Here is a 14,892-nt window from a genome sequence, read left to right as displayed (position 1 = left end):
CTGCCCTGCGCATCCGCTGGAGCGCGACGACAATAGCCCATGATTCAAGAAAAGCCCCTGGCGGCAACCGAACTGGAGCGGCCTGCCATGGCCTTGCGCACTCTTGCGAATGGGGTCCGGCTGCTGGCGCTGCCCATGCCGCATTTGCAGAGCGTCAGCGTGGGTGTGTTCCTGCGCGTGGGCTCCCGCGACGAGACCTCCACCAGCAACGGCATCAGCCATGTGCTGGAGCACATGGCGTTCAAGGGCACGCACACGCGTTCCGTGCAGGAGATCAACCTGGATGCGGAGCGGCTGGGCGCGGAGGTCAACGCCTTCACCGGCAAGGACATCACCGGCTATTTCATGACCGGCCTGGGCTGGCATGCGCAGGCCTTGCTGGGAATGATTGCGGACATCGTGCTGAACAGCGTGTTTCCCGAGCATGAGCTGCAAAGGGAGCTGCAGGTGATCCGGCAGGAGGCCATCGAGTACGAAGAGGACCCGGAGGACAGCGCCGGCGATCTGCTGGACCGCGCCATCTGGGGCGACGACCCCATGGGCATGCCGGTGATCGGCACGGTGGCCAATATCGAAGGCTTCACGCGGCAGGATCTGGTGCGCCATGTGCAGTCCCATTACGTGGGAGAAAAGACCGTCGTCGTCGCGGCCGGAAACTTCGATGTGCCGGCCTGGCTGGAGCAGGCGGCGCAGCTGTTCGCCGGCATGCCTGCGTCGGCCGATCCCGCTGTGGCGTTGCCCCCTCAGCCCGCAAAGTATGTGGGGCAGGCCCTGGCGCAACGCTTCACGCAGGTGTCCCAGGTGTTCGTGAACCTGGCCTATCCCCTGGTGTTCGAGCAGTTGCAGGGCGAGCATCCGCAGCGTGCGCGTCTCGTGGCCTCGCTGGCGGCCCATCTGCTGGGTGAGGGGATGTCGTCGCCCCTGGTCGATACCGTGCGCGAGCGGCTCGGACTGGCCTATACGGCCTATGCGGCGATGGAGGGCGGTGACGTCTGGGCCAATTTCATCGTGCATGCGGTCACGACGCCGGACAAGCTCGAAGCGCTGGTGGCCGCGACAGGCGGCCTGCTGCGCGCCCAGGCTGCCGGCATCGACCCCGTGCATCTGGAACGGGCCAAGAACCAGCTGGCGGTCTCGCGGGTGCGTGCGGGCGAGCGGACCTACGCCACCATGGAGCGGGCTGTCGAGGACCTCTTTGCCCATGGCAGCGTGACATCCGTGGCCGAAACGCTGGCGATGATCGATGGCATCGGGGCCGAGGAAGTGCGCAAGGTCTTCGAGCGCATGCTGACCCATCCTCCAGCGGTGGCCATCACCGGCAAGGGCGCCAGTGCCCGGACCGTGCGGCAACTGGCCGCAGGCCTGGCGGCCTGAGCCGGCAGCGCGCGATCAGCGGCCAGCGTCCAACCGCCAGCCGCAACACATGGCGCTTTTCCCGTTGTCATGGAGTTGAGGGAGCGGGCGGCGGCGCGTTCCATTGCCGCTTGAAGTAGTGCGACTTCGGGTGCTCCTGCAGGAACACGCAGCACTGCACCCACGCCGCTGATTCCGGGGGCGCTTCGAACGGGCCGATCGCACCGATCGCACCGATCGCACCGATCGCGCGCGAGAGATGCTCGAACACGGCCTCGGCCATGGCCGAGCACATCTGCGGCGGGCGCGGGTTGGTCAGCGTCAGGGTGGCGATGAGTTGCTGCGCGTGGGGGTCCTCGCCGCACAGTCCGACGGCGATGGGTGCCACGCGCGACTTCAGGTCCGCGAGCCGTGCCCATCCGCGCTCGGCCAGCGCAAGGTGCATGGCGTGCAGGACCGGCTCCCACTGGATCGACGGGAGCAAGGATGGCGATACCTCGATGGCGATGTGCGGCATGGGGCGGCGCCTTCAGTCGAGCTTGATGCCGACTTCGCGGATCAGCGTCTGCCAGCGTGCCCGCTCGCTGTCCAGCAGGCGTGCGAATGCCTGGGGCGAGTTGTCGATGGGCACCGAGCCGAGTTCGGCCAGCCTGTCCTGCGTGGCCTTGGCCGCCAGCGCCGCGCCCATGTGCTTGACCAGCCAGGCCTTGCGGTCGGCCGCAATTGCAGCGGGCGCGAGGAAGCCGTACCAGCCGCTGATCTCGGCGTCCACACCCGATTCCTTGAGCGTGGGCACGCCAGGCAGCGCGGGAATGCGCCTGGCGGACGTCACGGCCAGCGCCTTCAGGCGCCCGCTTTGCACATGCTGCAGGATGGCCGGCGTGGCTTCGAACACCATCTGCACCGTGCCGCCCAGCACGTCGTTGAGTGCAGGCGCGGAGCCGCGGTAGGGAATGTGCAGGATCGAGGTGCCGGTATGGCGCTTGACGAGTTCTCCCGCCAGGTGCTGCGGCGTGCCGTTGCCGGCGGATGCGTAGGAGAACTTGCCCGGGTTCTTGCGCAGCCATTCGAGCGCCTCCTTGGCCGTGGCCGCCGGGAAGGAGGGATGCACGGCCCAGATCAACGGCACCGAGGCGGCCCATGCCAGCGGTGTGAAGTCCTTGGCCGGATCGAAGTTGAGCCTGGAGTACAGCGCCGGGTTCGCGGCCATGGGGCCGAGTGCGCCCAGCAGCAGCGTGTAGCCGTCGGCCTCGGCGCGTGCTGCCGCCTCCGTGCCGATGTTGCCGCCCGCACCGCTGCGGTTGTCGACGATCACCGTGCTGCCGCTGTCCGACTGCAAGGCATTCGCCATCAGGCGGGAGACGGCATCGGTGGTCGCACCTGCCGGATAGGGGCAGATGATGCGGATGGGCTTGGAAGGGAATGCCTGTGCGCGCGCCGAGGGGCTTGCGCCCATGGCTGAAATGGCCGTCGCCGTGCTGGCGTACTGAAGGAAGTTGCGTCGTTTCATCGGTGCTCTCGTGACCAGAGTTGTCTCGTGGCCGTAGTGTCGGCAGGCCCTTGTTTCTTCGCAATTCGCATTTTCTGGCCGCGCCTATCGGATAATCCGATGGCCATGTCCGCACGCAGCCGCGACCCCCTCGATCTCGTCTCATTGCGCCAGTTGCGCTACTTCGTGTCGGCGATGCGGGCGCACAGCTTCAGTGCGGCATCACGCGATGCCTCGATCTCGCAGGCGGCGCTGTCGGAGCAGATCGCCTTGCTGGAATCGACCCTGGACGTGCAGCTGTTCGACCGTGCGAGCGGGCGCGCCGTAGCCACGGCCTCCGGACATGAGCTCGACCGCCGGGTGTCGGCCTGCCTCAGTGAGCTGCAGGCGGCGCTGCGCGACGTGCAGGCGCGTGCGAGCACCGTGGCGGGCCTGGTGCGCATCGGCCTGGTGCAGTCCTACGCGGGATGCTGGGTACTGCCCGTCGTGCGCAGGGCCCAGGCGCAGTGGCCGCAGCTGGCGATCGCACTGCGCAGGCGCACCGCACAGGCCTTGGTGGAGGGCGTGTTGCGTGGCGATTTCGATCTCGCCGTCAGCTTCGACCCGGAGCCGCATGCCGATCTGGAGATCCTGGCCTGCTTCGACGAGCCCGTGGTGGCCGTGGGATTGAAGCCCCGGCGGCGGCGACGCCTGCTGGAGCTCAGCGAGGTCGCGAACCACCCCCTGGCCTTGCTGCCAAGCGAATACGCCATGCGGCGCCAGCTCGACAACGCCTTTGCGGCGCAGGGGCTGAAGCCGGGCGTGCATCTGGAGTCCGATACGCTGGAGGACCTGGTGCATGCCGCCCGTGAAAACGGCATGGTTGCGCTGCTCAACGGTGCCGCGGCAATGAGCCTGGACGTGCAGGATGCAGTCCCGTTGGCCGAAAGAAATCTGGGCCGGCAAGCCTGCCTGGTGCGCTCACGCAGCCGTCACCACGGCTTTGCCGCCCAGTACGTATGGGACGAGCTGTCGGCGGCAACCCCCACGCTGCCGCCAGCGTGGGGGCGGCGCGTTGCAGCCGCGCGCTAGTCGTCGGCCGGGTCCGTTCCGCCCAGGCCCGTACCGCCCGTCAGGGCACTTCCTTCAGGCCCACCAGTTGCAGGGGGCGTGCCAGCAGTTCGTCGAAGCGTTTCTCGAACGCCTTGAAGTACGGCATGCTGAAGTGCGCATCCAGCGCTGCCTGGTCCCTGAATGACTCCCGCATGTAGAAGGTGCCGGGTTTGTCCGCCAGCTCGAACAGCGTGTAGTCCAGGCATCCGGGCTCTTGCCGGGTGAATGGCACCAGCGCGCGCAGGGCGTCGCGCAGCTGGTCTTGCTGGCCGGCCTTCGCCTCAAGGATGGCCAGGTTGAAAATGGTCTCTGTCTTCATGGCTCAGCCCCAGTTCTCCAGCACCACCTTGCCGCGCGCCTTGCCCGACTCGATCAGGGCATGGGCGCGCTTGAGGTTGTCGGCGTTGATGCTGCCGAAGCGCTCGGCCAGCGTGGTGCGGATCAGGCCGGCATCGACCAGTGCGGCAACCTCGTTGAGCAGGCGGTGCTGGCCGATCATGTCGTCGGTGCCGAACAGGGCGCGGGTGAACATCAATTCCCAGTGCACCGACACCGACTTGCGCTTGAGCTTGGTGATATCCAGCGACGCGGGATCGTCGATCAGGCCGAATTTTCCCTGGGGCGCGATCGCCTCGACGATCTGTGCGAAGTGCAGGTCGGTCTGCGTGAGGCTCACGATGAGGTCCACCGTGGGAAAGCCGATGCGCTTGAGTTCGTCGGCAATCGGCTGGCTGTGATCGATCACGTGGTGGGCGCCGAGCTCCTTGACCCAGGCCTGCGTCTCGGGCCGCGATGCGGTGCCGATGACGGTAAGGCTGGTCAGCCGCGTGGCCAGCTGCGTGAGGATGGAGCCCACGCCGCCGGAGGCGCCGATGATGAGCAGTGTCTTGTGGCTGGGGTGCTTGCCCGGCGCGATGCCCAGGCGGTCGAACAGCATCTCCCATGCGGTGATGGCGGTCAGGGGCAGGGCCGCCGCCTGTGCGAAGTCCAGCGACTTGGGCGCGTGGCCCACGATGCGCTCGTCCACCAGGTGCAGTTCGCTGTTCGTGCCAGGGCGCGCAATGGAGCCGGCGTACCAGACGCGGTCGCCCGGCTTGAACAGCGTGACTTCGGGGCCCACGGCCTTGACGATGCCGCTGGCATCCCAGCCCAGCACCTTGTGCGTTTGCCCCTCGGCGGGCGCGCCGCTGGCGCGCACCTTGGTGTCCACCGGATTGACGGACACGGCCCTGACTTCGACCAGCAGGTCGCGGCCGGTGGCCACGGGATCGGGCAGGGTGATGTCGATCAGCGATTCGGGTTGGCTGATGGCCTGGGGCTTCTGGTATCCAACGGCTTTCATGGTCGTGCTTTCAAAGGTTGAGGAAGAGGGGAGAGCAGGGAGGGCTTCAGGCGGTGGCGAGGGCTGCGTAGTCCGAGTAGCCGCGTGCGTCGCCGCCAAACAGGGCCTTGGGATCGAATGCGGCCAGCGGCGCCTGGGCGGCGTAGCGCGCCGGCAGGTCCGGGTTGGCAATGAAGGGGCGGCCGAAGGCGACGAGGTCTGCCAGGCCCTCGTGCAGGATGGCTTGGGCGCGCTCCGCGTCGTACTTGCCCGCAACGATCACCTTGCCCTGGTAGGCGCGGCGCAGCGCGTGGCGGAAGTCGTGCGGAATCTCGGGCGCATCGTCCCAGTCGGCTTCCGACAGGTGGATGTAGGCCAGGCCGATCTCGTCGAGCTTGCTGGCCAGATGCAGGATGGTCTCGATGATCTGCGGGCAGTTCATGTTGCGCTGCGTGATGAAGGGCGCCAGGCGGATGCCGGTGCGCTCGGCCCCGACCTCGCCCGCCACGGCGGCCGTGACCTCTTCGGCGAAGCGCGTGCGCTGGGCGATGCCGCCGCCGTAGGCGTCGGTGCGGTGGTTGGAGGTGGTGCGCAGGAACTGATCGATCAGGTAGCCGTTGCCGCCGTGGATTTCCACGCCATCGAAACCGGCACGCATCGCATTGGCCGCGCCCCTGCGGAAGTCGCCGATCACGTCCTGGATGTCCTGTGCGCTCAGTGCGCGCGGTACGGGGCAGTCGACCATGCGGCCGACACCGTCGTCGCCGACCACCCAGACCTGCGCTTGGGGCGACAGCGCCGAAGGCGCGACCGGCAGGCCATCGGCGTGAAAGCTGGCATGCGACATGCGGCCAACGTGCCACAGCTGCAGCACCATGCGCCCGCCGGCGGCGTGCACCGCGTCCGTGACGCGGCGCCAACCGTCCACCTGCGCCTCTGAATAGATGCCGGGGGTGAAGCTGTAGCCTTGGCCCTGGCGGGAGATCTGGGTGGCTTCCGAGACGATCAGGCCGGCGCTGGCGCGTTGTGCGTAGTAGGTGGCCATCAATGCATTGGGCACGTCGCCTGGCTGGCTGGTGCGGCTGCGCGTCATGGGGGCCATCACCATGCGGTTGGGCAGGCTGAGCGGGCCGAGCTGCAGGGGGCGAAACAGGGGCGTGGAGGCGGTGGTCATGCGGTTCCTTGGCGGAGCTGTAGAGGTGTTGGGGCGGGAGCGGAAACCCGGTTCGCAAGTCGTCTGGGCATGGAGCGATGTTGACCTGGGTGTTTCAATTGAAAAAGACCCGCAAGACTGAAGGCGGCTTCAAAAGAAATTTGACGATGGGGTCCAGGCGCGGCCTGCACGACACCCGGGCGGATGGCCGTGCCGCGCCTGCCTGGCTACCATCTCCCCCATGAAAACCCAATACTTCGCCGCCACCTCACTCGACGGATTCCTGGCCACCGAGGACGACTCCCTGGACTGGCTGTTCCCGCTGGGCGACATGCAGGCCACGGGCTACCCGGAGTTCATTGCCGGCGTGGGCGCGCTGGCCATGGGGTCGGCCACCTACGAATGGATGCTGCGCCACGCGGAGACGGTGGCCAGGGAGACCGGGGCGGCGTGGCCCTATACGCAGCCTGCCTGGGTGTTTTCCAGCCGCACGCTGCCTGGTATCCCGGGTGCCGATATCCGGTTTGTCAGCGGTGATGTGCGTGCCGTGCATGCGCAGATGCAGGCGGCGGCCGGCGGGCGCAACCTCTGGATCATGGGAGGCGGAGACCTGGCAGGCCAGTTTTATGACGCGGGCCTGCTGGACGAGATGATCCTGAGCGTGGGCTCGGCCACGCTGGGCCGGGGCAAGCCGCTGTTTCCGCGCCGGGTGCTGCATCCGGTGCTGCGTTTGTTATCCGTGCGGCAGATTGGCGAAGGCATGGCGGTGCTGCATTACGAGGTGCGCAAGAGCACGGCCTGACAGGCTCCCTGATTCGGTCTGCGCGCCGCTCAGTTCGCCTCCCCGCGCCCAGGCGCCGTCATCCCCGGAATGTATTCATTGGAGATGAAGCTGCGGCAGCGGTGCATGAAGGCTTCCACCACATGGCGGGGCTTTTGTTCGCGGGCCCAGGCCAGGCCCAGTTTCATGGGGCGGTGGTTGCCGTTCAGGTGCAGGTTGACGATCTTCTTGCCGTCCAGCGCATGGGAGTTGCGCGGGCGCACGTTGACCAGGGAGTAGCCCACGTCGTTGGCGACCAGGGAGCGCACCACGTCGGGGCTGGCGCTGCGGGCCGCGATCAGGGGCGAGACGCCGGCTTCGCGGAACAGCGACATGAAGTATTCACGGCTCAGGGGCAGGTCCAGCAGGACCATGGGCAACTGGGCCAGCGCCTCCAGCGTGGTGGAGCGGTGGTTGGCCAGCGGATTGAGTTCGCTGACGATGACCATGGGCGGCAGCTGGGCCAGGGGCTCGAAGCAGATGTCCGATTCGGCCACCAGCAGGTCGTAGGTGATGGCGACATCGATCTGCGCGGTGCGCAGCTTGTGGATCAGGCCTTCCTGGTGGTCCTCGATCTGGGTGACCGTGGACTTGGGGTGGGCGCGCGCGAATCCCTGGCACAGCTCGGGGGCGACCATGGCCGCCAGCGTGGTGAAGCAGCCCACGCGCACGGGGCCGCGCACCTGGCTTTGCGCGCTGCTGGCCACGTCATACAAGGCCATGGCCTGGTCGAGCAGGCCGCGGATTTCCCGCAGGACCTCGGCGCCTGCGGGCGTGACGGACAGGCCTTGCGCATGGTGGCGCACGAACAGCGGCACCTGCAGCTCCGCCTCCACCTGGGTGATGGCCGATGAGATGGACGAGGGCGAGACATGGATGCGGTTGGCGGCCTCGGCAATGCTGCCGAACTCGCCCGCCGCCACGCAGTATTCCAATTGTCTGAAGGTCAGTCGTGTCAGCACGGTGTGCAAGAGGTGGAGAGGGGGAGGGCGGCCAGGGTGACCTGCCGCGTAGTTGACCAAGCGGCGGACCGCGCTGCAAGAGGCCCTTCCCGCAAGGCGCCTGCATTGTGCGGCGGTCGGGCCCCGGCAGCCTTCAGTCGCTGGCGTTGTGATTGCGAAACCATTGCGCCACCGCACCGTCGCCCTGGGCCGGCGCCTGCGTGGCCTTCACGCGGTCCGTCAGCCCGGCGGACTTGCCCACGAAGTCCAGCGGCGCATCCCAGTTGAAGTGCCGGTACACGGCCGCCGTCTGGGCGTAGGGCGGGCATTGCGCAAACAGCTGGAAGCTGAGCCGGTGGCCGGCGTGGTCGGAGTCGAGCAGGTCGCGCGCATAGGCCAGCAGCCTGCGGCGGTCGTCGGCCTGCCATTGCGGGCCGAGGGTGTAGAACTTGCGCAGCCAGGGGCCGGTTTCCTCGTTCTCGAAGCTGGCGTGGTCCGGCGTCAGGCAGACCTGGCCGCCGCACAGCTCGCGCACGGTGTTCATCATGTGGTGCAGCTGGCCGGTGGCCAGCGACCTTCCCGTGAACAGCAGCGACTGGTTGGGCATCATCAGCCCGGCCGGGCTGCGCTCGGCCAGCGCGATGGCGGCCGTGAGGTGGGCGTTGATGCCTTCGCGGTAGCAGGCCAGGCCGGCCAGCCTGTCCTGCACGGCCTGCAGCTTCTCCACGCCGGTCTGGCGCGCGTTGTGCAGGGCCGTGCCTATCAGCATGTCGGCCAGCTTCAGGCTGCGCTGCAGGAAGGTGAAGGCCGAGTAGCGGTGCAGTGTCTCGCGCAGGAAATGGGCGGCCCGGGTGTGGCGGTAGAACAGCACGTTCTCCCAGGGAACCAGCACGTCGTCGAAGACCACGATGGCGTCCACTTCGTCGAAGCGATGGCTCAGCGGGTGGTCCTGGGCCGATGCGCGGGCGGCCAGGCCCGGGCGGCAGATGAAGCGCAGGCCGGGCGCGCCCAGGTCGCAGATGAAGCCTATGGCGTATTCGGACTGCGCCGCGTCGCCCCAGTGCGCCAGCCCCGGCTTGGTGAAGGCCTGGTTGGCATAGGCGGCAGCGGTCTCGTACTTGGCGCCGCGCACGATGACGCCTGCATCGGTCTCCTTGACCACGTGCAGCAGCACGTCGGGGTCCTGGTCCTGCGGCAGGCGCGAGCGGTCGCCCTTGGGGTCGGTGTTGGCCGATACGTGGAACAGGTCGCCACGCACCACGCGGCGGATGTGGGTGCGGATGTTGGCGGAAAAGCGCGGGTCCAGCTCGTTGAGCACGTCCTGGCCGTCGAACAGCGACCACATCTCGCCCACGCTCTCGTCGCCCACGCGCATGACCACGCCGCCCATGTCCTCCAGCAGCAGATCGGTGGCGCGGCGCTTGTCCCACCAGTCCTGGCGCGTCAGCGGCAGCTTGTGGGCGATGGGGTGGCGCTCGCCGTCGCCTTCGTCGCAGGTGAGCGCGTCGCGCAGCGCGGCCTCGTGCTGCAGGTCGTACATGCGCGCGCGGATGTCCACCAGCGGCTTGAACATGGGGTGGGTGGTCACATCCTTGACGCGCTCGCCGTTCATCCAGACCCGCCGGCCATCGCGGATGGAGTCGCGGTACTGGCTGCCTGTCCTGATCATCAGCGGCTGGCCCACTTGCCGTCTTTGACCTCGTGCAGCTGCAGCTCCACGGGCACCTGCGTCTGGCCGTTGGCATCAAAGGTCACGGTACCGGTCACGCCGTCGTAGCGTATGGCGCGGATGGCCTTGGCCACGGCCTGCCGGTCCTTGGTGCCTGCCGTCTTGAGCGATTGCAAAAGGATGCCGGTGGCGTCGTAGGCGTACTTGGTGTACGGGCTCTCGGAGTCGGCATAGCCCTTGGCGGCATAGGCGCGGCTCATGGCGTCCAGCCGGGGGTTGGTCTGCGATTTGGGCGTGCCGACGATGGTGCCGTCCGCGGCCGGGCCGGCGATCTGGATGAGCTGCGGATCGAAGATGCCGCTGATGCCCAGCATGGGCTGCTTCATGCCCAGCTCGGCCATCTGCTTGCGCACGATGCCGGCCTCGGTGATCACGCCGCCGAAGTAGACCGCGTCGGGGTTCAGGCTCTTGATCTTGGTGAGGATGGAGCGGAAATCCGTGGTGCCCACGGGGTAGCTTTCCTCGGCCACCACGCTGCCTTTTTCTGCCTTGTAGAAGCTGCCGAACGAGGCCAGGTTGGCACGCCCGTAGTCGCTGGTGTCGGCAATGATGGCGATCTTTCTTGCGCCCAGGCCCGTGGCGGCCCAGGCGGCCAGGGGCTTGTTCTCGTTGACCAGGGTGGGCGTCACGCGCGTGGTGTTGGCGAAGTTCTGGTCGGTGATCTTGGGGCCGATGGCGCCCCAGACGATGAAGGGCATCTGCACGCGGTTGAACACCGGCAGCGTGGCCAGGGCCACGGGGCTGTTCCAGTGGCCTATGGCGCCCACCACGTCGCGGTCGTTGACCAGCTTGAGCGCGGCGGACACGCCGGTCTGCGGGTCGGAGGCATCGTCCAGCACCACGCCCTCCACCTTGAACGGCACGCCGGCCGTGGCGTTCCACTGGTCGATGGCCAGCAGGAAGCCGTTCTTCGCGCCCAGGCCCTGCTGTGCGTTGCCGCCGCTGACGGGGCCGATGAAGCCCAGCTTCACGGTGGACTGGGACCAGGCCGCGCCGCAGGCCAGCGTGGCGGCGGCCAGCGCCAGGGCGGATGCGGCAAGGCGCCGGCGCGATGGCAGGAGGGCGGTGGATGTCGTGAAGGCTTGCATGGTCGGTCGGTCCTGTTCGGGTGAAGACGAAGGGCAGCCATGGCGGCCCGGGCGGGGCCCGGGGCGGCGGGGCGCCACGGTGCATGGCGGGCTGGCCGGCGCTGTCTGGCAACGCCGCCGGATCAATGTATCGCCGCACCGGCCCGGGACTGGATCGCGTTTTCCGAAGCAGCGCCTCGGCAAAAGCGACGCAGGTTTTGTGCGGTTTCTTGCTTCAATGGTTGCGTGACATGGAGACAAGCGAAGCCCCGCCAACCCGGCCGAACCCGACACAAGAGGAACCCTATCGATGCATGACGCGCTGTTCCAGCAACTCATCAACTGGCTGACCCTGGGCTGCATCTACAGCCTGCTTGCCCTGGGTTTCAGCCTGTTGTTTGGCGTGCTGCAGGTGATTCACTTTTCCCATGGCGACGTGGCCATGGTCGCCCCCTTCATCGCCCTGGCGGCCGTGCAGGCCCTGGCCGCCGCGCTGGGCGGCTCGGCCACCTGGCTGGTGCTGGGCCTGGCCTGCCTGGTGGCCATTGCGGCGGTGGGAGGGCTGGGCGTTGCCCTGGACCGGCTGGTGATCAGCCGCTTTCGCAATGCGCCGGCCATGATGCCGCTGGTGGCCACGGTGGCGCTGGGCATCGTGATCCGCGAGCTGATCCGCCACCTGTACCCGCAGGGCAGCAATCCGCACGCGTTCCCAGCGATTGCGCAGGGGGCCGTTCCCACCCCGTTCGGGCCGCTGCCCCTGATCAGCGTGGTCTCGGTGCTGGTGGCGGTGGCGCTGGTGGGCGTGCTGCTCTATGTGCTGCACCACACGCCCATGGGCATGCGCATACGCGCCGTGTCGCAGGACCGCGAAACCGCGCGGCTGTTCTCCATTGCGCCGGGGCCGGTGTTCCGCAACACCTTCTTCATTGCCTCGGCCACCGGCGCGGTGGGCGGCATCTTCCTGGCCAGCTATGCGGGCGTGGTGCGCTTTGACTTCGGCGTGCAGGCGGGACTGATCGGCTTTTCCGCCGCGGTGGTCGGCGGCCTGGGGCGGCTGGGGGGCGCCATTGTCGGCAGCCTGCTGATTGCGGCCATCGAGACCATCGTGCAGGGCTATGTGCCCAACGGCACCTCGTACCGGCTGGTGTTCGTGTTCGCCCTGGTGATCCTGGTGCTGATCTTTCGCCCCGCCGGCCTGTTCGGCGTTCAGAAAATGGAGAAGGTGTGATGCAGACAACGACGATACAGGCGCCGCCGCGGGCGGCTCCACGGAGTGCGGGCTCTGCCGCCATCGTGCTGGGCGTGGCCCTGGCGGGCGCCGTGCTGCTGCGCCAATTCCTGCTGGCCGAAAGCTGGATCACGGTGATGGCGCTGCTGGCCTGCTTTGCCGTGGCCCTGGTCGCGGTGCAGAAACGCCCGCTGATGGAAGACCGCATCGTGGCCGCCTTCGGCCAGTGCAGGCCGCTGGCCGTGGGCACGGGCGCGGTGCTGGCCCTGGTGTTTCCGTGGGTGCTGGGCGGTGACAGCTACGCCATGCACCTGATGATCATCGCCTGCCTGTACGCGGTGCTGGCGCTGGCGCTGAACTTCCAGCTGGGCAGCGCCAACATACCGAACTTCGCCACCGGCGCGTCCTACGGCATCGGCGCCTATGCGTCGGCCCTGCTGGCCATCCACTTCGGCGTGAGCTTCTGGATCTGCCTGCTGGTGGCCGCCGCCGTGGCCACGGTCTTCGGCTTTCTGCTGGGCCTGCCGTCCATGCGCACCCGCGACAGCTACCAGGCGCTGGTGACGATCGCTTTCGGCATCGTCGTGCACCAGCTGCTGATGAACCTGGAGTGGACGGGCGGCGCCAACGGCCTGGTGGGCATTCCTTCGCCCACATTGTTCGGCCATTCGTTCAACGACCCCATCACGCTGTGGGGCCACAGCCTGCCGGGCCAGGCCAACTTCTACTACGTGGCCGTCGCCCTGCTGGGGCTGGCCATCGTCTCGGCGCAGCGCCTGCACAGCTCGCGCGTGGGACTGGCCTGGAATGCCCTGCGCGACGACGAGATCGCCGCGCGCGCCTGCGGCATCAACGTCACCTGGTTCAAGGTCAAGGCCTTTGCGGTGGACGCCTTCCTGGCGGGCTTCGCGGGCACGGTGTATGCGTTCTATGTGAGCTTTATCTCGCCGGACAACTTCACCTTCCTGGTGTCCGTGACCATCATGACGCTGGTGATCGCAGGCGGCATGGACAACACGCTGGGCGTGATCGTCGGCGCCTTCCTGCTGACCATGCTGCCGGAGAAGCTGCGGGCGTTTTCCGACTACCGCATCCTGTTCTACGGCCTGGTGGTGATTGCCTTCCTCATCATCCGCCCGCGCGGCATCTTCCCCCAACGGGTGCGCAACCATGAGCATTGATTCCCATCCCACCCACCATGCCGCGCCCGCAGGTCCGCTGGTCCTGGAGGGGCGTGGCCTGACCATGCGCTTCGGCGGCCTGACGGCGGTGCAGGGCGTGGACATCCACCTGGCGGCGGGCGAGGTGCTGGGCATCATCGGGCCCAACGGCGCGGGCAAGTCCACCTTGCTGAACCTGCTGACCGGCATCTACCAGCCCACCGAGGGCGAGGTGCTGCTGCAAGGCCGCTCGCTCAAGGGCATGGCCGCGCACGACATCGCGGGCGCCGGCATTGCGCGCACCTTCCAGACCAGCCGGCTGTTCGGCTCGCTGAGCGTGCTGGACAACGTGATCATCGGCATGCACGCGCGCACCCGCTGCGGCGTGCTCACCGCGCTGCTGCGCCCGGCCGTCTCGCGCGCCGAGATGAAGCGCTGCGCCGAGCGCGCCTGCGCGCTGCTGCAAAGCGTGTCCAGCGACCTGCACCAGCGCCGCAACGTGCTGGCCAGCAGCCTGCCGCAGGCCGACCGCCGCCGCCTGGAGATTGCGCGCGCCCTGGCCGCCGAGCCCCGCATCGTGCTGCTGGACGAGCCCTCCAGCGGCATGGACGATCGCGACACCGATGCGCTGATCGCCGACATCCAGCGCCTGCGCGAAGGCAATCCGGCGCTGGGCTTCATCATCATCGAGCACGACATGCGGCTCATCGCCACCTTGCCGCACCGCGTGATGGTGCTGGACTACGGACGCAAGATCGGCGACGACAGCTTCGAGGCGGTGCGCCGGCTGCCGCGCGTGCAGGAAGCCTATCTGGGCAGAAAGGCCAGCCATGCTTGAACTGGACTCCATCAGCACGCGCTATGGCGTGGTGAACATGCTCAACCAGGTCTCGCTGCAGGTGCCCGAGCACAGCATCGTCTGCCTGCTGGGCCCCAACGGCGCGGGCAAGACCACCACCTTCAAGGCGATCGCGGGCCTGCTGCCCGTGCACCACGGCGCCATCCGTGTCATGGGCCAGCCGCTGGCGCGCATGCGCACCGAGGACCTGGCCGGCCTGGGCGTGGGCTTCGTGCCCGAAGGGCGGCGCCTGTTTGCCGAGCTGACCGTGCAGGAGAACCTGAAGATCGGCCACGACGCGCTGCGCCCGCAGCAGGGCTTTGCCCAGGCGCTGGAGCGCGTGGTGGCCCTGTTCCCCCGGGTGGGCGAGCGCCTGTCGCAGGCGGCCGGAACGCTGTCCGGCGGCGAGCAGGCCATGGTGGCGCTGGGCCGCGTACTCATGGGCGAGCCGCGCCTGGTGGTGATGGACGAGCCCACGCTGGGGCTGTCGCCCAAGCTCATCGAGGAGTACTTCGAGACGGTGCAGCGCATCCACAGCCAAGGCATCACCGTGCTGCTCATCGAGCAGAACGCCGAGGCGGCGCTGTCCATCGCCCACACGGGCTATCTGCTGCTCAAGGGCCAGCTGGTGGCCTCGGGCACGGCCAGCGAGCTGCTGGCCAACGACGTGGTGAAGCACCTGTACCTGTAGCGCCGCACGG

Annotated in this window: 15 protein-coding genes; 7 read left to right on the top strand and 8 right to left on the bottom strand. The window is 68.0% G+C overall.

Going from position 1 to position 14,892, the window contains the following annotated elements; all coding sequences use genetic code 11:
* The first annotated feature begins 87 nt into the window (after positions 1-87).
* Complete coding sequence (locus tag HFGMBDPB_RS17815) at positions 88-1,374, top strand: M16 family metallopeptidase (protein ID WP_212646077.1); 1,287 nt, start codon at positions 88-90, stop codon at positions 1,372-1,374.
* Between the two features lie 67 nt (positions 1,375-1,441).
* Here the strand turns inward: HFGMBDPB_RS17815 and HFGMBDPB_RS17810 are convergent, their stop codons facing one another.
* A complete protein-coding gene (locus HFGMBDPB_RS17810; protein ID WP_212645937.1) occupies positions 1,442-1,870 on the bottom strand; it encodes a 5-carboxymethyl-2-hydroxymuconate Delta-isomerase in 429 nt (142 codons plus the stop codon).
* A gap of 12 nt (positions 1,871-1,882) precedes the next feature.
* Positions 1,883-2,863, bottom strand: a complete 981-nt coding sequence (locus HFGMBDPB_RS17805) for a Bug family tripartite tricarboxylate transporter substrate binding protein (protein WP_126311968.1) — start codon at positions 2,861-2,863, stop codon at positions 1,883-1,885.
* A 105-nt stretch (positions 2,864-2,968) separates the two neighbouring features.
* Between HFGMBDPB_RS17805 and HFGMBDPB_RS17800 the strand changes: the two genes are divergently transcribed.
* A complete protein-coding gene (locus tag HFGMBDPB_RS17800) occupies positions 2,969-3,913 on the top strand; it encodes a LysR family transcriptional regulator (RefSeq protein ID WP_227468457.1) in 945 nt (314 codons plus the stop codon).
* A gap of 40 nt (positions 3,914-3,953) precedes the next feature.
* Here the strand turns inward: HFGMBDPB_RS17800 and HFGMBDPB_RS17795 are convergent, their stop codons facing one another.
* Genes HFGMBDPB_RS17795 through HFGMBDPB_RS17785 form a run of 3 tightly spaced genes read right to left on the bottom strand, consistent with a single transcriptional unit; the run spans position 3,954 to position 6,429 of the window.
* Positions 3,954-4,253 (bottom strand): putative quinol monooxygenase, encoded by a 300-nt coding sequence (locus tag HFGMBDPB_RS17795; RefSeq protein WP_212645936.1) that lies wholly within the window; start codon positions 4,251-4,253, stop codon positions 3,954-3,956.
* Positions 4,254-4,256: 3 nt separating this feature from the next.
* Complete coding sequence (locus tag HFGMBDPB_RS17790; protein WP_047327221.1) at positions 4,257-5,276, bottom strand: zinc-binding alcohol dehydrogenase family protein; 1,020 nt, start codon at positions 5,274-5,276, stop codon at positions 4,257-4,259.
* A 46-nt stretch (positions 5,277-5,322) separates the two neighbouring features.
* Positions 5,323-6,429: an alkene reductase gene (locus HFGMBDPB_RS17785; protein ID WP_212645935.1), complete on the bottom strand. Its 1,107-nt coding sequence runs from the start codon at positions 6,427-6,429 to the stop codon at positions 5,323-5,325.
* Between the two features lie 220 nt (positions 6,430-6,649).
* Between HFGMBDPB_RS17785 and HFGMBDPB_RS17780 the strand changes: the two genes are divergently transcribed.
* Positions 6,650-7,210, top strand: a complete 561-nt coding sequence (locus HFGMBDPB_RS17780) for a dihydrofolate reductase family protein (protein ID WP_212645934.1) — start codon at positions 6,650-6,652, stop codon at positions 7,208-7,210.
* A 29-nt stretch (positions 7,211-7,239) separates the two neighbouring features.
* On the opposite strand, the gene HFGMBDPB_RS17775 is transcribed toward HFGMBDPB_RS17780, so the two are convergent.
* From HFGMBDPB_RS17775 to HFGMBDPB_RS17765, 3 genes are all read right to left on the bottom strand, one after another.
* Positions 7,240-8,190 (bottom strand): LysR family transcriptional regulator, encoded by a 951-nt coding sequence (locus HFGMBDPB_RS17775; protein WP_212645933.1) that lies wholly within the window; start codon positions 8,188-8,190, stop codon positions 7,240-7,242.
* A gap of 133 nt (positions 8,191-8,323) precedes the next feature.
* Positions 8,324-9,838, bottom strand: a complete 1,515-nt coding sequence (locus HFGMBDPB_RS17770; protein WP_212645932.1) for a 4-hydroxyphenylacetate 3-hydroxylase family protein — start codon at positions 9,836-9,838, stop codon at positions 8,324-8,326.
* A complete protein-coding gene (locus HFGMBDPB_RS17765; RefSeq protein WP_034364373.1) occupies positions 9,838-10,986 on the bottom strand; it encodes a branched-chain amino acid ABC transporter substrate-binding protein in 1,149 nt (382 codons plus the stop codon). Before HFGMBDPB_RS17765 ends, HFGMBDPB_RS17770 begins: the two co-directional genes overlap by 1 nt.
* A gap of 289 nt (positions 10,987-11,275) precedes the next feature.
* Here HFGMBDPB_RS17765 and HFGMBDPB_RS17760 point away from each other — a divergent pair, with 289 nt between their 5' ends.
* The 4 genes from HFGMBDPB_RS17760 to HFGMBDPB_RS17745 are packed head-to-tail and all read left to right on the top strand — an operon-like array spanning position 11,276 to position 14,882.
* Positions 11,276-12,193 carry a branched-chain amino acid ABC transporter permease gene (locus HFGMBDPB_RS17760; RefSeq protein ID WP_013802992.1) on the top strand — a complete coding sequence of 306 codons (918 nt, stop codon included), beginning with the start codon at positions 11,276-11,278 and terminating at the stop codon, positions 12,191-12,193.
* Positions 12,193-13,374 (top strand): branched-chain amino acid ABC transporter permease, encoded by a 1,182-nt coding sequence (locus HFGMBDPB_RS17755; RefSeq protein ID WP_046238696.1) that lies wholly within the window; start codon positions 12,193-12,195, stop codon positions 13,372-13,374. Before HFGMBDPB_RS17760 ends, HFGMBDPB_RS17755 begins: the two co-directional genes overlap by 1 nt.
* Positions 13,364-14,191: an ABC transporter ATP-binding protein gene (locus HFGMBDPB_RS17750; RefSeq protein WP_016448201.1), complete on the top strand. Its 828-nt coding sequence runs from the start codon at positions 13,364-13,366 to the stop codon at positions 14,189-14,191. Before HFGMBDPB_RS17755 ends, HFGMBDPB_RS17750 begins: the two co-directional genes overlap by 11 nt.
* Positions 14,184-14,882 carry an ABC transporter ATP-binding protein gene (locus HFGMBDPB_RS17745; protein WP_016448200.1) on the top strand — a complete coding sequence of 233 codons (699 nt, stop codon included), beginning with the start codon at positions 14,184-14,186 and terminating at the stop codon, positions 14,880-14,882. The genes HFGMBDPB_RS17750 and HFGMBDPB_RS17745 overlap by 8 nt, the downstream gene beginning before the upstream one ends.
* Positions 14,883-14,892 lie beyond the last annotated feature (10 nt).

The organism is Delftia sp. PE138, assembly GCF_018320755.1.
GTDB lineage: Bacteria > Pseudomonadota > Gammaproteobacteria > Burkholderiales > Burkholderiaceae_C > Comamonas > Comamonas tsuruhatensis.
The sequence above is the reverse complement of the archived record's forward strand: the minus strand, read 5'-3'. Positions and strand labels throughout refer to the sequence as shown.